This is a genomic window from Thiococcus pfennigii (assembly GCF_016583835.1).
Taxonomy (GTDB): Bacteria; Pseudomonadota; Gammaproteobacteria; order Chromatiales; family Chromatiaceae; genus Thiococcus; species Thiococcus pfennigii.
In genome coordinates this window covers 19,745-39,207 of the sequence record NZ_NRRW01000016.1, presented here as the reverse complement: position 1 = coordinate 39,207, position 19,463 = coordinate 19,745, and the positions used below count along the sequence as shown (strand labels likewise).

Genomic DNA, 19,463 nt, shown 5'->3' with positions numbered 1-19,463 from the left:
GGGGCCGTGCTGGAGGGGTATCTCGGGCTCTTTCTCGTCGCCTTCCTGGCCGCGACCCTGCTGCCGGCCTATTCGGAGGTCGTCTTCGCCGGCCTGCTCGCGGCCGGCTACGAACCGCTCGCGCTCTGGGCCTGGGCGACGGCGGGCAACACGCTCGGTTCGGCCGTCAACTGGGCGCTCGGCCGCTACCTGCTGCACTATCAGGACCGCCGCTGGTTTCCGTTCCGCCCCGCGACGCTGGCCCCGGCGCAGCGCTGGTTCCAGCGCTACGGGGTCTGGTCCCTGCTGCTCGCGTGGGCCCCGGTCGGCGGCGATGCCCTGACCTTCATCGCCGGCCTGATGCGCGTGCGCTTCGACCTCTTTCTGCTGCTGACCGCGATCGGCAAGGGCGCCCGTTACGCCATCCTCCTCGGCCTCATCGAGGGCGTGGGTCGCCTCCTTTGAGGGGACCGAGGGGACCTTTAAGGGCTCTGACCCCTTATTCAGTCTGTGTTCTCGTGGCGGATCGCGGCCGCGAGTTCGGCGAGCAGGCGATCCTCGTCCTGGCTGGGGGGGCCCTCCTCGGGCGGCCGTTGCGGCTTGTCGAGGCGGGTCGGCACCTCCGCGGGCGGCGGGGCCATGGCCGCGGCGAGGGCCTCGGCGAGTTCCGTCGGGTCGTAACGCTCGGCGGCGGTGACCGTGACGAGCGGCAGGCCGGCGGCCCGGCAGATGCGCGCGAGGGTCGCGTCGGCTCGGGCCCCGAAGAGGCGGCGCTCATCCCCGACCAGGTCGACGGCGCAGAGCACGCGCAGGGTCCGCGCGTCGCAGATCAGGAAGTCGAAGCGGCGCTCGGCGAGCCGGGCGCTGGCGCGCGCCTGGAGCTGCCGGCCGACGCGGCGCTCGAGACCAATGACGTCCTCGACCAGGACCTTGCCGAAGATCCGCCGACCCGGGCCGGCGGCCACATCGAGCGCGGCGAGCAGGTCCGCCTCGGCCGGTGCGAAGAGCCCGTCCTCGAGCCGGTAGGGCATCAGGGTCTGGCGGCGCCACAGGCGCCAGACGGCGAGCGCCGCCGAGGCGAGAAGCAGGACGGCCAGGCCGAGGAGGAGGTAGAAGAAGGTCATCGCGGTCGCTACTGGATCGCCGAACGGCCGCCGCCGCAGCGCCGGCCGCCGGACTGGGCGGGCCTCAGACGTAACGCACGCCGAGGATCTCGAATTCGCGCAGGCCACCCGGGGCCTGAACCGCCGCGACATCGCCCTCGCTCTTGCCGATCAGGGCCCGCGCGATCGGCGAGCTGACCGAGATCATCCCGAGCTTCAGATCCGCCTCGTCGTCGCCGACGATCTGGAAGGTGTGCTCGGCGTCCTTGTCGATCTCGAGCACATCGACGGTGGCGCCGAAGACGACCTTGCCGTTCGCGTTGAGGGTCGTCACGTCGATGATATTGGCCGCCGCGAGCTTGCCCTCGATCTCCTTGATGCGTCCCTCGATGAAGCCCTGCTCCTCGCGGGCCGCATGGTACTCGGCGTTCTCCTTCAGATCGCCGTGGGCGCGCGCCTCGGCGATGGCCTGGATCACGCGCGGGCGCTCGGTCTTCTTCAACCGCGCCAACTCTTCACGCAATTTCTCAGCGCCTCTGGCGGTCAGAGGTACCTTGGTCATGGGCGATGTCCTCTCGTGAGATGGGCACCGCGCGTCGGCGCGGGCCGCGTATTACCGTGAAAGTCGCCCTGCGGGCGCTCCGTCCCGCCCCGGTCGCCGCCGGCCCGGCCCACCTCGAGGGGCACCGGGCTTGCGGCCCGCGGCAGCGAAGCGGCGCGCGCAAGGAACGCGCACGCCGCTTCGGAGACCACTCGGGACGAGGGAATCCATCATGGCGGACGCGGCCCGCGGTGGTCCGGGGCGGCCGCCGCCATGAAGGTCAGCGGAGAGGTCGCCGTCGCCGCGGGCGCCGAGGATCTCCCCGGCGCCCGGGTGCGACCCCGACCTCAATACAGGTCTTGTAAACGATTGACCGACAGGATGTCCAACTGTTTCAGGGCGAGGCAGGTCGCCTCGGCCCCGGCGATGGTCGTCGTGTAGCTCACCTTCTGCTGCAACGCGGCGCGCCGGATCTCGGCCGAATCGGCGATCGCCACGGCCCCCTCGGTCGTGTTGACGATGAAGCTGATCTCGCGGTTCTTGATCATGTCGACGATGTGCGGCCGACCCTCCTTGACCTTGTTGACCCCCTCGCACGGGATGCCGTTCGCGCGCAGGGCCGCGGCGGTGCCGTGGGTCCCGTAGAGGCTGAAGCCCAGATCGAGGAGGTCTTGGGCGACCCGCACCAGACGCCGCTTGTCGGCGTCGCGCACGCTGAGCATCGCCTTGCCCTTGGCCGGCAGCTGGGCGCCGGCACCCTCCTGGGCCTTGGCGTAGGCCTCGCCGAAGGACTCGCCGACCCCCATCACCTCGCCGGTCGACTTCATCTCCGGGCCGAGCACGGTGTCGACCCCGGGGAATTTGATGAAGGGGAAGACCGCCTCCTTGACGAAGTAGTGTTTGGGCTTGCGCTCGGCGGCAAAGCCCTGATCGCGCAGGCCCTTGCCGACCATACAGCGCGCCGCGACCTTGGCGAGCGGGATGCCGATCGCCTTGGAGACGAAGGGCACCGTACGCGAGGCGCGCGGGTTGACCTCCAGGATGAAGACCTCATCGCCCTGGATCGCGAACTGGGCATTCATCAGGCCGACCACGTCGAGCCCGCGGGCCATCTTCGCCATCTGCTCGCGCATCCGGTCCTGGATCGCCGCCGAGAGGGTGTAGGGCGGTAGCGAGCAGGCCGAGTCGCCGGAGTGCACGCCGGCCTGCTCGATGTGCTCCATGATGCCGCCGATCAGCACGTCCTGGCCGTCGCAGACGGCATCGACGTCGACCTCGATGGCGTCGTCGAGGAAACGGTCGAGCAGCACCGGCGAGGCGTTGGAGACGCGCACCGCATCGCGCATGTAGCGGTCCAGGTCGGCCTCGTCGAAGACCACCTCCATCGCCCGTCCGCCGAGCACGTAGGACGGACGCACGACCAACGGATAGCCGATGCCGGCCGCCAACCGCTTCGCCTCGGCCTCGCTGCGCGCCGTGGTGTTGGGCGGCTGGCGCAGGCCGAGCCGGTCGACCAGTTGCTGGAAGCGCTCGCGATCCTCGGCGAGATCGATCGAGTCGGGGGTCGTGCCGATGATCGGCACGCCGGCGGCCTCCAGGGCGCGGGCGAGCTTCAGCGGGGTCTGACCGCCGTACTGGACGATGACGCCGCGCGGGCGCTCCTTCTCGACGATCTCCAGGACGTCCTCGAGGGCCAGCGGCTCGAAGTAGAGCCGATCGGAGGTGTCGTAGTCGGTCGAGACCGTCTCCGGGTTGCAGTTGACCATGATGGTCTCGTAACCGTCCTCGCGCAGCGCGAGCGCGGCATGGACGCAGCAGTAGTCGAACTCGATGCCCTGGCCGATGCGGTTCGGCCCGCCGCCCAACACCATGATCTTCTCGCGCCCGGTCGGCGCCGCCTCGCACTCCTCCTCGTAGGTCGAGTAGAGGTAGGCGGTGCTGGTCGCGAACTCGGCGGCGCAGGTGTCGACCCGCTTGAAGACCGGACGCACGCCGAGCCCCCAGCGCCGGGCGCGGACCTCGGCCTCGTCGAGGCCGGTCAGCTCGCCCAGGCGGCGATCGGAGAAGCCCTTGCGCTTGAGCGCGCGCAGACGCTCGGCGGTGAGCCCGTCCGGGCCGCTGGCCTGCGTCGCCTGCTCCTCGCGGATCAGGTCCTCGATCTGGGCGAGGAACCAGGGATCGATGCCGCTCAGGGCCTGGATCTCCGCCAGGGCCAGGCCGGCGCGGAAGGCGTCGGCGACGTAGAAGAGCCGCTCGGCGCCGGTCTGGCGCACCTCGTGGCGGATCGTCTCCAGGGCCTCCGGGGCGTCGAGCCCGACCATCTCGGTCAGGCCGTAGCGATCGGTCTCGAGGCTGCGGATGGCCTTCTGCAGCGATTCCTGGAAGGTCCGCCCGAGGGCCATCGCCTCGCCGACGGACTTCATCTGCGTCGTCAGCCGCGCGTTGGCCTGCGGGAACTTCTCGAAGGCGAAGCGCGGGATCTTGGTCACGACATAGTCGATGCTCGGCTCGAACGAGGCCGGCGTCGCCCCGCCGGTGATCTCGTTGCGCAGTTCATCGAGGGTATAGCCGACCGCGAGCTTGGCGGCGACCTTGGCGATCGGGAAGCCGGTCGCCTTCGAGGCGAGCGCCGAGGAGCGCGAGACGCGCGGGTTCATCTCGATGATGATCATGCGCCCGTCGGCCGGGTTGATCGCGAACTGCACGTTCGAGCCGCCCGTGTCGACGCCGATCTCGCGCAGGACCGCGATCGAGGCGTCGCGCATGATCTGGTATTCCTTGTCCGTCAGCGTCTGGGCCGGGGCGACCGTGATCGAATCGCCGGTGTGCACGCCCATCGGATCCAGGTTCTCGATCGAGCAGATGATGATGCAGTTGTCCTTGTGGTCGCGCACCACCTCCATCTCGAACTCCTTCCAGCCGAGGACCGACTCCTCGATCAAGAGTTCGCTGGTCGGGGAGAGGTCGAGGCCGCGTCGGCAGATCTCGTCGAACTCCTCCAGGTTGTAGGCGATGCCGCCGCCGCTGCCGCCGAGCGTGAAGGAGGGCCGAATGATGCAGGGGAAGCCGATCGAGGGCTGGACCTGGTAGGCCTCCTCGAGGCTGTGGGCCATCGCCGAGCGCGGCAGGTCGAGGCCGATGCGGCGCATCGCCTGACGGAAGAGGTCGCGGTCCTCGGCCTTGTCGATCGCCTCGCGCGAGGCGCCGATCAGCTCGACGCCGTAGCGCTCGAGCACCCCCTGGCGGACCAGATCCAGCGCGCAATTCAGTGCCGTCTGGCCACCCATCGTCGGCAGCAGGGCATCGGGGCGCTCGCGCTCGATGATGCGCTCCACCGTGCGCCAGGTGACGGGCTCGATGTAGGTCGCATCGGCCATCTCCGGGTCGGTCATGATGGTGGCCGGATTGGAGTTGACGAGGACGACGCGATAGCCCTCCTCGCGCAGCGCCTTGCACGCCTGGGCACCTGAGTAGTCGAACTCGCAGGCCTGACCGATGACGATCGGCCCCGCGCCGATGATCAGGATGCTGTGGATGTCGGTTCGCTTGGGCATCTGTCGCCTTGGATTACGCTGGATGAATGCAATGGATCGCCGCGATCCTCCCGACCCGGCGCGCCGCGGCCCTAGCCGCGGTGCTGCGCCATCAGCTCGATGAAGTGATCGAAGAGCGGCGCGACGTCATGCGGCCCGGGGCTCGCCTCCGGATGCCCCTGGAAGCTGAACGCCGGGCGCTCGCGGTGGTGGATGCCCTGGAGCGTGCCGTCGAACAGCGAACGGTGGGTCGCGCGCAGGGTCTCGGGCAGACTCGCCTCATCGACCGCGAAGCCGTGGTTCTGGCTGCTGATCATGACCGCCCCGGTGTCGAGGTCCTGCACCGGGTGATTGGCACCGTGGTGGCCGAACTTCATCTTCACCGTGCGCGCGCCGCCGGCCAGCCCGAGCAACTGGTGGCCGAGGCAGATGCCGAACAGCGGCACCCCGGCATCGAGCAGTTCGCGGATCGCGGCGATCGCGTAGTCGCAGGGCTCCGGGTCGCCGGGGCCGTTGGACAGGAAGACCCCGTGCGGCGCGAGCGCCATGACCTCGGCGGCCGGCGTCTTGGCCGGCACGACCGTCACGCGGCAGCCGCGCGCAGCCAGCATCCGCAGGATGTTGCGCTTGACCCCGTAATCATAGGCGACGACGTGCCAGGGGAGCCGCTCCGGATCCGGCGCCGGGGCCGGGTGGCCGCCCTCGAGCGTCCAGAGCCCCTCGGTCCAGGTGTAGGCGGCGCTGGTGCTGACCTCCTGGGCCAGATCCATGCCCTTCAAGCCCGGGAAGGCCCGGGCGGCGGCCACGGCGGCGCCCTCGTCGAGGCCGTCGCCGGCCTGGAGACAACCGTTCTGGGCGCCCTTCTCGCGCAGCAGCCGGGTCAGGCGGCGGGTATCGACATCGGCGATCGCGACGATCCCCTGGCGAGCGAGGTAGGCATCGAGCGACTCGCGGCAGCGCCAGTTGCTCGCGAGGATCGGCAGATCGCGGATGATCAGGCCGGCCGCCTGCACGCCGGGGGCCTCTTCGTCCTCGTCGTTGGCGCCGGTATTGCCGATGTGGGGATAGGTGAGGGTCACCAGCTGACGGCGGTAGGAAGGATCGGTGAGGATCTCCTGATAGCCGGTCAGGGCGGTGTTGAAGACCACCTCGCCGACGCTTTCGCCAGGTGCGCCGATGGAGACACCCCGGAAGACCGAGCCGTCTTCCAGGGCGAGCAATGCGGGTTTTCTCAAGGGTTTCTCCGGACCAGACTACGGCTGGGAACGACCATCGGGCCGTTGGGTGATGCGGGAACGCGCGTGGGGATGGCGATTTCGCAAGATGCCCTGACCCGTCGGAATTCTAAAGAAAGCCAATTGGGCTGTCACGTCCGCGCCGCAACCCGGCCACGCTGGCGAACCCGCCACCCTCAGAGGCCGGCCGGGCGCTCCCGATAGCCGGTCATCTCCAGGTAGCCGCGGCCGATCTCGCGCCCCGCCTCGAAGAGCCGGGTCGCGCCTTCCCAGTAGACGACACCGGTCGAGCGGCGGCTATCGAGCTCCTGATCGTCCATCAGGGGCACGAGCGCCATCGACCGTCCGGCGATCTCCAGGTCCCACTCGACGACATATTCGGCCCCGGTGCGCGGCGAGGTCCAGCGGCGACGCGGCCGGAATCGCACCTGCTCCGGGGCCAGGGCCTCGACCTGCCCGTCGCCGTCGCGCAGCGTCCCGGCCGACCAGATCGGCGAGCCATCAGGGCGGCGCATCTGAAAGGCCATCAGCGAGCCGCCATCGTGGAGATTCATGCCGATCCAGTCCCAACCCTCGGCCTCCTCCGGCAGGTACTCGCTCGACCATTCTTGATCGAGCCAGGCCTCGCCGGTCACCCGATGGGCGTGCTCGCCGAGCCTCAGGGTGCCGCGCACGGCCAGGTGCGGACGGCTGTAATAATAGCTGGCATTGCGGGGGTCGGGCGTCTTCTGGCTGAAACCGGCCTCACCGTTGAGCACCGGCGGACCCGGCGGCAGCAACGCGAGGTCCAGACCGAACTCGTCGGCCGCGATCCGGGCGCGATACTCGCCGTCGGCCAGCGCCAGCTCCCAGTCTCCGATCCAGGCCCGCGTGCGCCCGACGGCCGCGCCGGCGAGCGGGTCGAGCGCCCGGTCGGAGCGCTGCGCGTGCAACAAGTGCCCAGTCTGCGCATCGGCGATCGCGGCGTGGGCCATGATGATCTGGCGCGGCGCGAAGCGGCTCGGGTTGTCCTGCCCCACGCCGGTCGCGGAGCGGAAGAAGGTGACCTGAAAGCCGCGCTCGCGCCCCGCCTCGTCGATCAGCCAGCCGGTGATGTACCACCACTCGGTGCGGAACGCCGGATGGGCGCCCGTATCGGCGGGGAAGACGAGCGGCCGCCCGGGGAGGACAGGCGCGAAATCGCCCGCCCGGGCACCACTCCCCGGTAGCGCGCCCAGCCAGGCGCCCAAGATCAGGACAAGGCCCGCCGCGGCCAAACGCCGCAGGGAACGGTCGTTCGCGTATCGGCTCATGGCGTCTCGCTCGCTGGCAATAGGGAGGGCGGGCGCACCGCTCACCAATCCTCGCGCACCGCCACGACCGCGTCCTGGCGCATCGCCTGGCGGCCGGCCAGGTGCGCCGCGAGGGCCGAGAGCAGGATCAGCGACAGGCCGAAGGCGACCAGCACCCCGATGGGCAGACGCAGGTCCATGCTCCAGTGGAAGCTCTGGCGGTTGATGACCTCGACCAGCACGAGCGCGATCGCACCGCCGGCGGCCAGGCCCACGGCCAGGCCGACGCCGGCGGTCAGGGCGGCCTCGCGCGCCAGCAGCGCGCCGATCTGGCGTCGCCGCAGGCCGAGGTGGCGCAGGATGCCGAGTTCCTTGCGCCGGCTCGTGGCGAGGGCGGCAAAGGTCGTGCTGACGCCGAACAGGCCGATGAGCACCGCCACCGCCTCCATCAGGTAGGTGACGAGGAAGGTGCGATCGAAGACCTCGAGGATCATGGTGCGCAGCTCGCCGGGCAGGATCATCTCGCTGACTCGCTCGCCGAGCGCATCACGGATCGCGGCCATGACCGCCTCGGGTGCGACGCCCTCGGCCAGGAACAGGCCGAGGTCGTTGGTGCGCAGATCGCCGGTGAGCGCCCGGTAGTCGTCGAGCTCGATGACGACCGCGCCCTGCTGGCGGGCATAGTCGCGCCAGATGCCGGCGACGCGAAACGGATCGGCCTCACCCCGCAACGGCAGGGCCAGCGGGTCGCCGACGGCCAGCCCGAACCGGTCGGCCAGGGCCTCGGAGATCCAGGCCGGGCGCGCCCCGTCGCCGACCCAGCCCGGGCGCTGCATGCCGGCGACGAGCGGCAGACCACTGCTGCGCTGCACGGGCCGCGCGATCAGCGTCACCGCCCGGCGCGCCTCGCCGAGGCGCAGCGTCTCGAAGCGCACGGGGCGGACCCGCTCCACGCCCGGCAGGGCCGCGACCCGGCTGACCGCGTCGGGATCCAGATAGCCGCTGGCGCTGGAGTCCGAGGCGCGCACGTAGAGATCGGCCGGCAGCAGCTGGGTCAGCCAGTCGTCGACCGAGCCGCGGAAGGAGAAGACCATGATGGCCATCGAGACCGCGAGCGCGGCGCTCGCGACGATCCCGGCCCCGGCGATCAGGACCTGCCCCGGTGCCGCCGTCAGGCGCGCCTTGGCCAGGCGCCAGGGCGTCGAGCGGCCCGGCCGCAGGAGCGCCAGCGCCCGCGGGGTCGCACCCGGCAGCGCGAGGACCGCCCCGACCAGGATGAGGAGGACCGCAAGGTAGCCGAAGACGGGCACGCCGCCGAGCGGCGGGAGCAGACACAGGGCGCCGGCGACTGCCAGGATGGCGACGACAAGACCCCAGCGCGGCGCCGCGCGGTAGGCCTCGGCCTCGTCGCCCGAGCGCAGCGCCCGGGCCGGGATCATCCGCGCCGCCTCGCGCGCCGGCAGCCAGGCCCCGGCCAGGCCGGCGAGCACCGCGAGGCTCAGGTAGACGGCGGTGAGGACGGGCGCGAAGTGCAGCTCCGGCGATACCCCGCGGAAGAAGCCGGCCCCGAGGTCGCCCCCGATCACGCGGAAGGCGAGCGCCGTCAGCAGATAGGCGACGACGACGCCGAGCAGCCCGCCGAGCAGCCCGAGCGCGCCGCCCTCGACGAGGAGCCCGCGGCGCAGCGCCGCGCGGTCGAGGCCGAGCGCGCGCAGGAAGGCCAGCTCCGAGCGGCGGCGCACCACCGACAGCCACTGGGCCGAGAAGACCAGGAAGGCGCCGGTCAGCAGCGCGATCGCCGCTAGCATCGTCAGATTGACCCGGTAGGCGCGCGAGAGCCCCAGGACCTCCGACTCGCTCTCGGCCGGGGTCATCGCGGCGACGCCGGGCGGCAGCTCGTCGTTGAGGCGCTGCTGCGCGACGGCCCGACTCACGCCGGGCGCGAGACGCAGGTCGATGCGCGTGATGACGCCAATCCGCTCGAAGACCTGCTGCGCCCCGGCGATGTCCATCACGGCGAGCGCCTGATCGGCATCCGGCACCGAGCCGGCAACCTGCAGGGCGACCGCGCGGACGCCGACCTGCACCTCGAGCCGATCGCCGACCGCGAGCCCGAGCCGGTCGGCCGCCGCCGGGCTCAGGAAGAGATTGTCGGGGCGCAGCGGGGCCAGCTGATCCCGACGCTCGTCCGACGCCCCTTCGGGCGTCTCGACCTCCATCCGCAGCAGCGGGGTTACGCGCGCCGCGCGAAAGAGATCGATGCCGAGGATTCGCAGCGTCTCGCCCTCGTGGTCCGGCAGACGCGCCTCGATCTCCAGCACGGGGCTCGCGACGCGCACCTCCGAGCGCTGCGCGAGGGCCGGATAGAGGGCATCGTCGAAACCGCCACGCGGGCCGACCACCTGTAGGTCCGCCTCGCCCGCGAGCAGGCGCATGCCGCGGCCGAGCTCCTCGAGCGCCGCCGAGTTGATGAGCTGCACCGCCAGCCCGAGCGTCACCCCGAGCCCGATCGCGAGCAGCGACAGCGCCGTCGCCAGCCGCCGGCGTCGCAGGCTCGCGAGGAAGACGTGGCGCAGCGCAGCGCTCATCGGGTCCGCAAGGCCTGGTCCGCGTCCGGGACCAGGCCGGCCTCGGTCAGGCGCAGGATCCGGTCGGCGTGGCCTGCCGCGGCGCGCGAATGGGTGACCAGGATGGCGATCGCGCCGGCCGCGCGCAGGCGCTCGAAGAGCAGTTCCAGGACCCCGGCGGCCCGCTCCGGATCGAGATTCCCGGTCGGCTCGTCGCAGAGCACCAGGGCCGGCCCGTGGACCAGCGCCCGGGCGATCGCGACGCGCTGCAGCTCACCGCCCGAGAGATGGCGCGGCCAGTCGTCGGCGCGCCCCTCCAGGCCCACCCGAGCCAGCATCGCCCGCGCCCGCCGGTCGGCCTCGGCCTCGCCGACCTCCAGCAGCCACAGCGGCAACGCGACGTTCTGCGCCAGCGTCAGGTGCGGCAGGATGTGGAAGGCCTGGAAGACGAAGCCGAGCGCGCGTCGGCGCAGCTGCGCGAAGGCGTCTTCATCGAGCGCGGTGAGCTCGGTGTCGCCGAGGCGGATGCGCCCGCCATCGACCGGCTCCAACCCGGCGATGCAGTTGAGGAGCGTCGACTTGCCGACGCCCGAATCGCCCATGATCGCGACCGACTCGCCGGGCGCGACGGTCAGCGACAGGTCCTCGAACAGCGGACGGTCTGCCGACGAGGCGAAGCGCTTCGTCAGGTTCTCGATGGAGAGCATCGCGGGGGTACTTCCTGGCAGCGGGGAGGACGGCGACATCGGACCATTCTACGGCAACCGCCCTGGAGATCGCCCTGGAGATCGCCGGGCGGCCGCCCTTCCCGACCCGAGACCGGCGCCGCCGCGGCGAAAGTCCCGCGCGGCGTCGAGCGGCCCGACGAGGCCGCCGACAACGGCAAGCGGCGAGCGGCCTGACAAGCTCGATTCCCGAGCCGCTGGCGGTGGCCGAACCATACGGAGGCCGGCTATAGTCGATGCGTGGGGTCGGCCATGAACCATGAGCCCGCCGATGTGGGTCGGCCGAGTTTCATCATTGTTCGATCGACGAGATGCGCGATGAGCACGACCGCAGACAGAATCTTCGAGCACGCGAGCAAGCTGCCAGAGCCTCTGGCCAGAGAGGTGCTCGATTTCATTGGCTATCTCGAGCTCAGGCACGGTCTGCGCGATCCGCTGACCGAAGACCTGATGAGTGCTCAAGCGCCGGCCATGCAGCACGTTTGGGACAATCCTAATGACGAGATCTGGAATGACCTGTAGTCCAGCGGACCTCGTCCTGATCCCCTTCCCGTTCGCTGATTCGCCAACCGCCAAGAGGCGACCTGTCCTTGTCTTGACCGAACCGGATCGGCACGGCGATTTTGTCGCACTCGCTGTCACAACGGTGCCGTCCGTCGCGCACGGATTGCGGCTCGCTTCCGGGTGTCTCGTCTCCGGCGCGCTACCGCGGCAGAGTTGGGGGCGACTCGACAAAATCTTCACGCTGAACGCAAATCGTATTGTAAAGGGCACCTTGAAAAGTCCAAGGTGCCCGCGCGGGGCAAGGATGCCCCGCCATTTTCAGTCGCCTAAGCGACGGAAAATGAAGCGAAGCGGAAATCGCATTTTCGCTTCGCGTCTTGAAAAATTGCCCGGATGGCAATGTTTCAAGGTCCCCTAAAGACGTTCGGTCAAGTCACGCCTGACACCCTTCGGGCAGTCCTTCAAGGGCTCTGCACGCGTCTTGGCTACACCCATGCCTGAACGCAGGACACGAAGGACGAACGCGACGAGTGGCGCTACACCTCGCGGAGGAGACGCCGTCCCGCCATAGCGGGCAAGAACCCCCGCACCTGTGGCACAGTTCGCCACACTCATGCCGCCGAGGAGACCGCCCGTCCATGTCCCTGTCCGCGACCTTCGACCGCGGGGTCGTGCTCGACCTCGCCACCATCGACACCGGCGACATCTCGCTCGCGCACCTCGCGGCGACCTGTCGCGCCTGGACACACCATCGCGCCACGCCGGCCGACGCCGTCGCCGAACGGATCGCCGAGGCCCAGGTGGTGGTCACCAACAAGGTCGTCCTCGACCGGGCGCGACTCGCCGCGACCCCGGGGCTGCGGCTCGTCTGCATCGCCGCGACCGGCACCAACAATGTCGACCTGGCCGCGGCGCGCGAACTCGGCATCGCGGTGACCAACGTCACCGGCTATGCGACGCCGGCGGTCGTACAGCACGTCTTCGCCGGGATCCTCGCGCACGCGACGCGGATGCAGGACTATCGCGCCTCGGTCGCAGCCGGCGACTGGTCGCGCAGCGGCCAGTTCTGCCTGCTCGATCACCCGATCCACGAGATCGCCGGGCGACGCCTGGGCATCGTCGGCTACGGCGAACTCGGCCGGGCCGTGGCGCGGGTCGCCGTGGCGTTCGGGATGGAGGTCCTGATCGCCCAACGCCCAGGCGGACCGCCCGAGGCCGGCCGGCTACCACTCGCCGAGCTGCTGCCGCGCGTGCACGTGCTCAGCCTGCACTGCCCGCTCGCCGACAACACGCGCGGCCTGATCGGCGCCGCCGAGCTCGCCGCCATGCGCCCCGACGCCCTGCTGATCAACACTGCCCGCGGCGGGATCGTCGACGAGGCGGCGCTGGCCGAGGCCCTACGCCGTGGCCAGATCGCCGGCGCCCTGGTCGACGTGCTCGGCACCGAACCGCCGCCCCCCGACCACCCGCTCCTCGCCCCCGACATCCCCAACCTGACCGTGACGCCCCACTGCGCCTGGGCCAGCCGCGAGGCCCGCCAACGGCTCATCGACGGCGTCGCGGCCAACATCGCCGACTTCGCCGCCGGGCGCCCCTGCGCGCGGGTGGCCTGAACGCGGGAGCGCGCAGACGCTCGTTCCTGCGAGGCGTCGGCATCGCCACGGGCATTGGATCCGAAGTGCAGGATGCGCCTCGGATTCGCGGCATCGGCCATCCCAGCGCTCAGGGCCCGGGCGGCGGGAGGCGCCGCACCAGGTCGTCCCAGGCGATCGCCACGCCCGGCAGGATCGCCACCGGCGTCTCGCCGGCGAGTTCGCAGATCTCGGGCTTGCCGAAGCGGCCCGCTTCGAGACGATAGATGGTCACCATCCGGTCGGTCGGGTGTACCAACCAGAACTCGGGCACGCCGGCGCGCTCGTAGACCTGGCGCTTGCGCCGATGATCGTGGCTCGCCGTCGCCGGCGACAGGACCTCGACGACCAGATCCGGCGCCCCACGCACGCCGCGCCGGTCGAGCTTCGCCGGGTCGCAGACGACCAGCACGTCCGGCTGCACCACCGTGTCGACCAGCTCATCGGCCTCGTCGGCGCGCGGCAGGCGGACATCCACCGGGGCGATGAAGGGACGGCAGGTCTGCCCCGGGTCGGCCAGGGCGTTCGCCAACTGCCGGAAGATCTCCCCAGCGACCTCCTGGTGCTCCAGCGTGGGCGCCGGGGCCATCAGATAGGCCTCGCCATCGATCAGCTCGTAACGCACATCGTCCGGCCACGCCAGATAGTCACCGTAGGTATGATGATCGCGCGCGTATCGTGCCGCCTCCATAGAGCCTCCAGATAACTCGTTTCGCCCCGAATATCTCTAAATCATAGCGTTACTTGCAAACGCGCAGCACACTGAGCGCCACGTTTACGCTACCCCGGATGGATCGGCTCCGATTCCCGTTCGAGGCGCCCCAGCCTCGTCGGGTCCGCTGCGCGGACCGTCAGGCTTGCCGGGATCGCTGCGGGGACCTCCGGGCATGACGCCGGCAGGTCCCCGAATACTCGACCAATTCGAGGCGAAACAGCAGGTCGCTCCCCTCGAAATCCTCCACCAGCCGCGCGCGAACCAGGTCGGGCAACGGCTCCGTGCCCATGACGACCAGGTCGAGGTCCGAATAGCGCTATGCCCGTCCATGGACCCGCGACTCGAACGCCCGCAGGTCACGCCCCAGCACGTGACGCGCCAGCACCTCCAGGACCGTCGCACGGTGCTTCGGCAGGAGTGTCCGGGCGCCCCTCGCGCTCACCCGAACCTCCGTCTCGCCGGGCGTCACCGGTCGGCGGACTCCGGGCGGATCGAATCCACCGCGACCCCGAGACCAGGCCCCAACCGCGCCCAGGCACGGTCGGCAGTCAACGCGGTCATCCCACGCGTTTGCGCGAGTGCCAGACAGGCGCGGTCGCCAAGCGACAAGCCCAGGGCACGGGTCAACGGCCGCAGCGCGGCGGTCGCGCGGGCCGCAGGCGCATCGAAGACCGCGATCTCCAGGTCCCAGGCCGCCAGCGCGGCCTGCGCCTCCTCCAGCGGCACGTCCCAGTCCGAGAGCCGGGACAAGACCTCGGCCAGATTGACACCGGACAAGACGCAACGCCCCTGTAGCAAGGCCGCTTCGACACGCTCCCACCCCGCCTCCTGCTGGAGGTACGCCAACACCGCGGAGGCATCCAAGACCATGTCAGTCGCGTCCCGACTCGGCGCGGCGCTCCGCCTCGAGCTCGGCGACCAGGGACCGATCCGCCGGCACGTACCGCCGCACCAACGCCTGAGCGCGGCGCAACTGCTCCCGGCGCGTCGTCAGCCGCGCCTCGCCCTCGCCCAGCTCCCACAACACGGTATCGCCGTCCCGGATCCCGAGCGCCTTGCGAATCTCCGCCGGCACGACAACCCGACCGCCTTCCGACATCTTCATCGCTATCATGACCAATACTCCAGCCCGCCTAATAGCTGTCATGATAACAGGCACCTGTCTCCCTAGAGCGGAGATGGCAGCTCGTGGCGAGACCATGCGTCCGCCAATGCGGCTCGCCGGCATGGGCAAACGCCGCCTTCAAGGCCTTCTCGGCCCCCTGCTGGACGTGAAAGGCAACCACCGTCTCATGGATATCCGGATCTCCGGCCAGCTCACGCAACGCCCGATGGAGGACGCGGCCCAGCGGGTCTCTCCAGCACGCCACCCCTCGGCCGAGTGGACGGGCACACCGACCGGCAGATGCAACGGACGCTACACCCACGGTAACCGCACCCGCTCCGTGGCGCGATTTGGACCCGCGGCCCGATCACCAGAAAATCGAGCCCCGACCCGATCAATCTGACCGCACCTTTGTCAGACGCCGCCCGCGATCAGGCGCGGCGCCAGGTCGTGCCTTGGGGGCCGTCTTCGAGGAGGATGCCGGCGTCCTGGAGCTGATCGCGGAGGCGGTCGGCCTCGGCCCATTGGCGCGCCTGGCGGGCGGCGGTGCGGCGTTCGATCAGCTCGTCGATGGCCGCGTCGTCGAGGGCGGCGGGTCCCGCATCGGCGAGGCCTTCGCCGCGCAGATAGGCCTCTGGGTCGCCCTGGAGGATCCCCAGCACGTCGCCGAGGCGGCGCAGCTCGGCGCCGAGCGCGGCCGCCCGGGCCTCGTCGTCGGCGCGTACCCGGTTGATCTCGCGGACCAGGTCGAAGAGGACGGCCAGGGCCTCGGGGGTCGCGAAGTCGTCGTCCATCGCCGCATGGAAGCGCTCGCTGAAGGCCTCGCCGCCGGCGGGCTCGGCCGGCGGCAGGCCGCGCAGCGCGGTGTAGAAGCGGGTCAGCGCGCCGCGCGCCTGCTGGAGGTGGTCCTCGTCGTAGTTGAGCGGGCTGCGGTACTGACTGGTGAGGATGAAGTAGCGCACCTCCTCGGGCCGGTAGCGGGCGAGGATCTCGCGCACGGTGAAGAAGTTGCCGAGCGATTTGGACATCTTCTCGTCGTTGACGCGCACGAAGCCGTTGTGCATCCAGACGTTCACGAACGGCTCGCCGGTCGCGCCCTCGGACTGGGCGATCTCGTTCTCGTGGTGCGGGAACTGGAGGTCCGCACCGCCGCCGTGGATGTCGAAGTGGGCGCCGAGCGCGCAGGTCGACATCGCCGAGCACTCGATGTGCCAGCCGGGCCGCCCCGGCCCCCAAGGCGATTCCCAGGCCGGCTCGCCGGGCTTGGCGGCCTTCCAGAGGACGAAGTCGAGCGGATCGCGCTTGGCCTCGTCGACCTCGACGCGGCTGCCGGCGCGCAGCTCCTGCGGGTCCTTGCCGGAGCGGTGGCGGCAGGGGGCATGGCGATGCGCTCGTTGGGAAGCTGCTGTGAGGCTGGCGCGGCGGGCAACTCAAGCCCGCGGGCTGGGGTCGGGGTCCGCTGGCCAGGACGCGGCGTCGCGCGGCAGCCGGTTACCATCATCGATAACACGGATTGCGCAGGGCGCGGTGTCCGCCCAGCGCCAGAGCACGAGATTGCGGGCGTCAGGCCGGGCGCCGGGCGCGAAGCTCGGCACCAGCACGCCATGCAGGCCGCCGGCGATCAGGGCGCGGGCGAGGTGCCATGTGGGCGGGGTGTGTCCGCGGCTGGCGAGGTCTTCCCAGGCGCAGGCCAGGGTGTCGGGGCCGACCCCGACGGCGGCCTGGACAGCGGCTGCGGTCAGGTCGAGCAGCGGCCCGCAATCCACCCGATAGCCGACCAGCGTCATCGGCTGCGCCTTGAACGGCAGCCCTTGCTGGGCCTCCATCCACGCGGTGGTCGGGTCGAGCGACGTGTACAGGGCTGGCGTGCCACGCGAGTTGAAGCGCCCGCCGTGGCGGGCGGCGCCCTCGCCCGAGACGGGCGCGAAGGCCCAGCGCGGGTGATGGGCGCGGTAGACCAGGCCGGTGAAGCGCCGGGTCGGCAGGTCCCCATCAGCCAATCCGCCGGCCAGTTCCCCGGACGGCCCGCCGCCCGGCGCCGCCGTCACGCGTAGCCGCCCTCGGCGATGCGCGACAGATAGTCCTTGACGGCCTGGGCGCGGCCCTGTTTGACCAGGTCCTCGGCGGTCAGGTCACCGAAGGAGGCCAGGGGTTGCGAGCGGAACCAGGCGAAGGCGCGACCGGTGGAGCCGGCCCAGCCGGCGACCCGGTTCAGGATCTCCACCGTATCGCGCAGCCGTTGCTGGGTCTGGCGCGAGGTGGCGCGGCTGCGCTTGGAGACCGCGTCCCGCGACAGGCCGATGGCGAGCGCCAGTTCGCCCTTGGAGATGTGCAGCGTCGCGGCCAGCCGGTCGGTCGCCACCGTGCCGTCTGCGGCGGTGACCGCGTGCAGCAGTTCAGCGGGTACGGACATCGGATGCCTCACGCATTGACCTGTTCATGGGTCGGAGTATGCGGCAGCAGCTCGGCCTGTCAAGCAGGTGGCGTCGATGGCCGCGAGCGGGGACCAGGGCTGGCCGTGGCCGCCGTCCGGGCGCTCGCAATGGTGCAGCGTGTGTAGCTCCGCGACGGCTAAACGGATACGGATAGGAAATCCAAGCTGCCTTGGGGGTCCAGCCGGGGCTGAGACAGGACGTTGGTGGCGGCGGGAGCGGGATGTGAGGTCAAGGCCGGAAAAGATGGCAGACCGACCTCGCGCGACGCCCGTGGCCGGCTAAGACGGTGCGCTGGAGCGGGCCCGGGTTCATGCCGGACGGTGGCAAGACGAAGGGGCTCGGCACCGTCTTCCGCAGGAGACGGCGGCTACCAGGTGATACGCTGATCGAATTCGAGCTCGGGCTCGGGCTGAGCACCAGGGTCGTGCGCCCATCGCGTCGCGGCTTGGGCAGGTGGTAGATGAGCTGGTGCGGGTTGATCTGCTCGAGGCGCTTCAGCGCGAAGGGCGGGCGAGCTGACCCTACCGTGGACGCTTGCGGGCTTAACCCGCTGGGCTCAACCGCCGGATGCGGAAAACCGCATGTCCGGTGGTGTGGGAGGGGTGACGGGCGCAATCCCGTCACCCCGACCCGATCGTCAGGCGCGGCGCCAGGTCGTGCCTTGCGGGCCGTCCTCGAGCAGGATGCCGGCGTCCTGGAGCTGATCGCGGAGGCGGTCGGCCTCGGCCCATTGACGAGCCAGGCGGGCGGCGGTACGGCGTTCGATCAGCTCGTCGATGGCCGCGTCGGCGAGGGCGGCGGGTCCCGCATCGGCGAGGCCTTCGCCGCGCAGATAGGCCTCTGGGTCGCCTTGGAGGATCCCCAGCACGTCGCCGAGGCGGCGCAGCTCGGCGCCGAGCGCGGCCGCCCGGGCCTCGTCGTCGGCGCGCAGCCGGTTGATCTCGCGGACCAGGTCGAAGAGGACGGCCAGGGCCTCGGGGGTCGCGAAGTCGTCGTCCATCGCCGCATGGAAGCGCTCGCTGAAGGCCTCGCCGCCGGCGGGCTCGGCCGGCGGCAGGCCGCGCAGCGCGGTGTAGAAGCGGGTCAGCGCGCCGCGCGCCTGCTGGAGGTGGTCCTCGTCGTAGTTGAGCGGGCTGCGGTACTGACTGGTGAGGATGAAGTAGCGCACCTCCTCGGGCCGGTAGCGGGCGAGGATCTCGCGGACGGTGAAGAAGTTGCCGAGCGATTTGGACATCTTCTCGTCGTTGACGCGCACGAAGCCGTTGTGCATCCAGACGTTCACGAACGGCTCGCCGGTCGCGCCCTCGGACTGGGCGATCTCGTTCTCGTGGTGCGGGAACTGCAGATCCGCCCCGCCGCCGTGGATGTCGAAGTGGGCGCCGAGCGCGCAGGTCGACATCGCCGAGCACTCGATGTGCCAGCCGGGCCGCCCCGGCCCCCAAGGCGATTCCCAGGCCGGCTCGCCGGGCTTGGCGGCCTTCCAGAGGACGAAGTCGAGCGGATCGCGCTTGGCCTCGTCGACCTCGACGCGGCTGCCGGCGCGCAGCTCCTGCGGGTCCTTGCCGGAGAGCTTGCCGTAGCCGGGGAAGCGCCCGACCGCGTAGTAGACGTCGCCGTTGTCGGCGCAATAGGCGAGGCCCTTGTCGAGGAGGGTGGCGACCATCGCCTGGATCTCATCGATGTGGGCGGTCGCGCGCGGCTCGTCGCTCGGCGGCAAGACGCCGAGCGCGGCCGCATCCTCGTGCATCGCGGCGATGAAGCGCTCGGTGAGGGCGGCGATCGGCTGGCCATTCTCGGCGGCGCGGCGGATGATCTTGTCGTCGATGTCGGTGATGTTGCGGATGTAGGTCACCTCGTAGCCGAGGTGGCGCAGATACCGGTAGACGACGTCGAAGACCACCATGACGCGCGCGTGCCCGAGGTGGCAGTAGTCGTAGACCGTCATGCCGCAGACGTACATCCGCACGTGGCCGGGCACGAGCGGGGTGAAGGCGTCTTTCCGACGGGTCAGGCTGTTGTAGATCTGGAGCATGGGAACGGGCCGCACGGTGGTGAAGTCGGGATGTTAGCAAAGCCGCCGGGCGGACCCAAAGGGCGCGCCGCGCCCCGACGTCCGCCG

General features: G+C 70.6%; 17 protein-coding genes and 1 pseudogene. 3 read left to right on the top strand and 15 right to left on the bottom strand.

Annotated features, from left to right (window positions below; all coding sequences use genetic code 11):
• Positions 1-6 precede the first annotated feature (6 nt).
• Entirely contained in the window at positions 7-444 is a 438-nt protein-coding gene (locus CKO41_RS07680) for a YqaA family protein (protein ID WP_338115551.1), read from the top strand.
• Positions 445-482: 38 nt separating this feature from the next.
• Here the strand turns inward: CKO41_RS07680 and CKO41_RS07675 are convergent, their stop codons facing one another.
• The 7 genes from CKO41_RS07675 to CKO41_RS07645 form a co-directional block, all read right to left on the bottom strand.
• Complete coding sequence (locus CKO41_RS07675; protein WP_200381729.1) at positions 483-1,103, bottom strand: DUF2726 domain-containing protein; 621 nt, start codon at positions 1,101-1,103, stop codon at positions 483-485.
• A gap of 64 nt (positions 1,104-1,167) precedes the next feature.
• Positions 1,168-1,644 (bottom strand): transcription elongation factor GreA, encoded by a 477-nt coding sequence (gene greA, locus CKO41_RS07670; protein ID WP_200252962.1) that lies wholly within the window; start codon positions 1,642-1,644, stop codon positions 1,168-1,170.
• A 326-nt stretch (positions 1,645-1,970) separates the two neighbouring features.
• The gene (gene carB / locus CKO41_RS07665; RefSeq protein ID WP_200381728.1) at positions 1,971-5,177 is read right to left on the bottom strand and encodes a carbamoyl-phosphate synthase large subunit; all 3,207 of its coding nucleotides are present in this window, start codon (positions 5,175-5,177) and stop codon (positions 1,971-1,973) included.
• A 71-nt stretch (positions 5,178-5,248) separates the two neighbouring features.
• On the bottom strand, positions 5,249-6,391 hold the full coding sequence (gene carA / locus CKO41_RS07660) for a glutamine-hydrolyzing carbamoyl-phosphate synthase small subunit (RefSeq protein WP_200381727.1): 1,143 nt from the start codon (positions 6,389-6,391) through the stop codon (positions 5,249-5,251).
• A 176-nt stretch (positions 6,392-6,567) separates the two neighbouring features.
• Positions 6,568-7,683, bottom strand: coding sequence for a lipocalin-like domain-containing protein (locus CKO41_RS07655; protein ID WP_200252974.1), 1,116 nt, complete (start codon positions 7,681-7,683; stop codon positions 6,568-6,570).
• A 41-nt stretch (positions 7,684-7,724) separates the two neighbouring features.
• The gene (locus CKO41_RS07650; RefSeq protein WP_200381726.1) at positions 7,725-10,250 is read right to left on the bottom strand and encodes an FtsX-like permease family protein; all 2,526 of its coding nucleotides are present in this window, start codon (positions 10,248-10,250) and stop codon (positions 7,725-7,727) included.
• Complete coding sequence (locus CKO41_RS07645) at positions 10,247-10,936, bottom strand: ABC transporter ATP-binding protein (RefSeq protein WP_200381725.1); 690 nt, start codon at positions 10,934-10,936, stop codon at positions 10,247-10,249. Before CKO41_RS07645 ends, CKO41_RS07650 begins: the two co-directional genes overlap by 4 nt.
• 336 nt (positions 10,937-11,272) lie before the next feature.
• On the opposite strand from CKO41_RS07645, the gene CKO41_RS07640 reads away from it, so the two are divergent.
• Complete coding sequence (locus CKO41_RS07640) at positions 11,273-11,476, top strand: hypothetical protein (protein ID WP_200255149.1); 204 nt, start codon at positions 11,273-11,275, stop codon at positions 11,474-11,476.
• A gap of 620 nt (positions 11,477-12,096) precedes the next feature.
• Positions 12,097-13,071 carry a 2-hydroxyacid dehydrogenase gene (locus CKO41_RS07635; RefSeq protein WP_200381724.1) on the top strand — a complete coding sequence of 325 codons (975 nt, stop codon included), beginning with the start codon at positions 12,097-12,099 and terminating at the stop codon, positions 13,069-13,071.
• 109 nt (positions 13,072-13,180) lie between these two features.
• Here the strand turns inward: CKO41_RS07635 and CKO41_RS07630 are convergent, their stop codons facing one another.
• The 8 genes and pseudogenes from CKO41_RS07630 to cysS (CKO41_RS07595) all read right to left on the bottom strand — a co-directional run bounded on the left by CKO41_RS07630 (position 13,181) and on the right by cysS (CKO41_RS07595) (position 19,376).
• The gene (locus CKO41_RS07630; protein WP_200381723.1) at positions 13,181-13,780 is read right to left on the bottom strand and encodes a Uma2 family endonuclease; all 600 of its coding nucleotides are present in this window, start codon (positions 13,778-13,780) and stop codon (positions 13,181-13,183) included.
• Between the two features lie 489 nt (positions 13,781-14,269).
• Complete coding sequence (locus tag CKO41_RS07625; protein ID WP_200381722.1) at positions 14,270-14,674, bottom strand: type II toxin-antitoxin system VapC family toxin; 405 nt, start codon at positions 14,672-14,674, stop codon at positions 14,270-14,272.
• A gap of 1 nt (position 14,675) precedes the next feature.
• Positions 14,676-14,909, bottom strand: coding sequence for an AbrB/MazE/SpoVT family DNA-binding domain-containing protein (locus CKO41_RS07620; protein ID WP_242464076.1), 234 nt, complete (start codon positions 14,907-14,909; stop codon positions 14,676-14,678).
• A gap of 28 nt (positions 14,910-14,937) precedes the next feature.
• Positions 14,938-15,090, bottom strand: a complete 153-nt coding sequence (locus tag CKO41_RS19110; protein ID WP_420826464.1) for a HEPN domain-containing protein — start codon at positions 15,088-15,090, stop codon at positions 14,938-14,940.
• A 250-nt stretch (positions 15,091-15,340) separates the two neighbouring features.
• Positions 15,341-16,285, bottom strand: a pseudogene (gene cysS / locus CKO41_RS07610) (cysteine--tRNA ligase); the annotation flags it as partial.
• 54 nt (positions 16,286-16,339) lie between these two features.
• Positions 16,340-16,957, bottom strand: coding sequence for an RES family NAD+ phosphorylase (locus CKO41_RS07605; RefSeq protein ID WP_338115550.1), 618 nt, complete (start codon positions 16,955-16,957; stop codon positions 16,340-16,342).
• Entirely contained in the window at positions 16,954-17,322 is a 369-nt protein-coding gene (locus tag CKO41_RS07600; protein ID WP_200381720.1) for an antitoxin Xre/MbcA/ParS toxin-binding domain-containing protein, read from the bottom strand. The genes CKO41_RS07605 and CKO41_RS07600 overlap by 4 nt, the downstream gene beginning before the upstream one ends.
• Before the next feature lie 659 nt (positions 17,323-17,981).
• Positions 17,982-19,376, bottom strand: a complete 1,395-nt coding sequence (cysS, locus tag CKO41_RS07595; RefSeq protein WP_200381719.1) for a cysteine--tRNA ligase — start codon at positions 19,374-19,376, stop codon at positions 17,982-17,984.
• Positions 19,377-19,463: the final 87 nt, after the last annotated feature.

Coding starts and splice junctions, on each gene's coding strand:
- CKO41_RS07675 (WP_200381729.1), bottom strand. CDS start 1,103: ATGACCTTCTTCTACCTCCTCCTCGGCCTGGCCGTCCTGCTTCTCGCC.
- greA (WP_200252962.1), bottom strand. CDS start 1,644: ATGACCAAGGTACCTCTGACCGCCAGAGGCGCTGAGAAATTGCGTGAA.
- carB (WP_200381728.1), bottom strand. CDS start 5,177: ATGCCCAAGCGAACCGACATCCACAGCATCCTGATCATCGGCGCGGGG.
- CKO41_RS07655 (WP_200252974.1), bottom strand. CDS start 7,683: ATGAGCCGATACGCGAACGACCGTTCCCTGCGGCGTTTGGCCGCGGCG.
- CKO41_RS07650 (WP_200381726.1), bottom strand. CDS start 10,250: ATGAGCGCTGCGCTGCGCCACGTCTTCCTCGCGAGCCTGCGACGCCGG.
- CKO41_RS07645 (WP_200381725.1), bottom strand. CDS start 10,936: ATGCTCTCCATCGAGAACCTGACGAAGCGCTTCGCCTCGTCGGCAGAC.
- CKO41_RS07640 (WP_200255149.1), top strand. CDS start 11,273: ATGAGCACGACCGCAGACAGAATCTTCGAGCACGCGAGCAAGCTGCCA.
- CKO41_RS07635 (WP_200381724.1), top strand. CDS start 12,097: ATGTCCCTGTCCGCGACCTTCGACCGCGGGGTCGTGCTCGACCTCGCC.
- CKO41_RS07630 (WP_200381723.1), bottom strand. CDS start 13,780: ATGGAGGCGGCACGATACGCGCGCGATCATCATACCTACGGTGACTAT.
- CKO41_RS07625 (WP_200381722.1), bottom strand. CDS start 14,674: ATGGTCTTGGATGCCTCCGCGGTGTTGGCGTACCTCCAGCAGGAGGCG.
- CKO41_RS07620 (WP_242464076.1), bottom strand. CDS start 14,909: ATGAAGATGTCGGAAGGCGGTCGGGTTGTCGTGCCGGCGGAGATTCGC.
- CKO41_RS07600 (WP_200381720.1), bottom strand. CDS start 17,322: ATGTCCGTACCCGCTGAACTGCTGCACGCGGTCACCGCCGCAGACGGC.
- cysS (WP_200381719.1), bottom strand. CDS start 19,376: ATGCTCCAGATCTACAACAGCCTGACCCGTCGGAAAGACGCCTTCACC.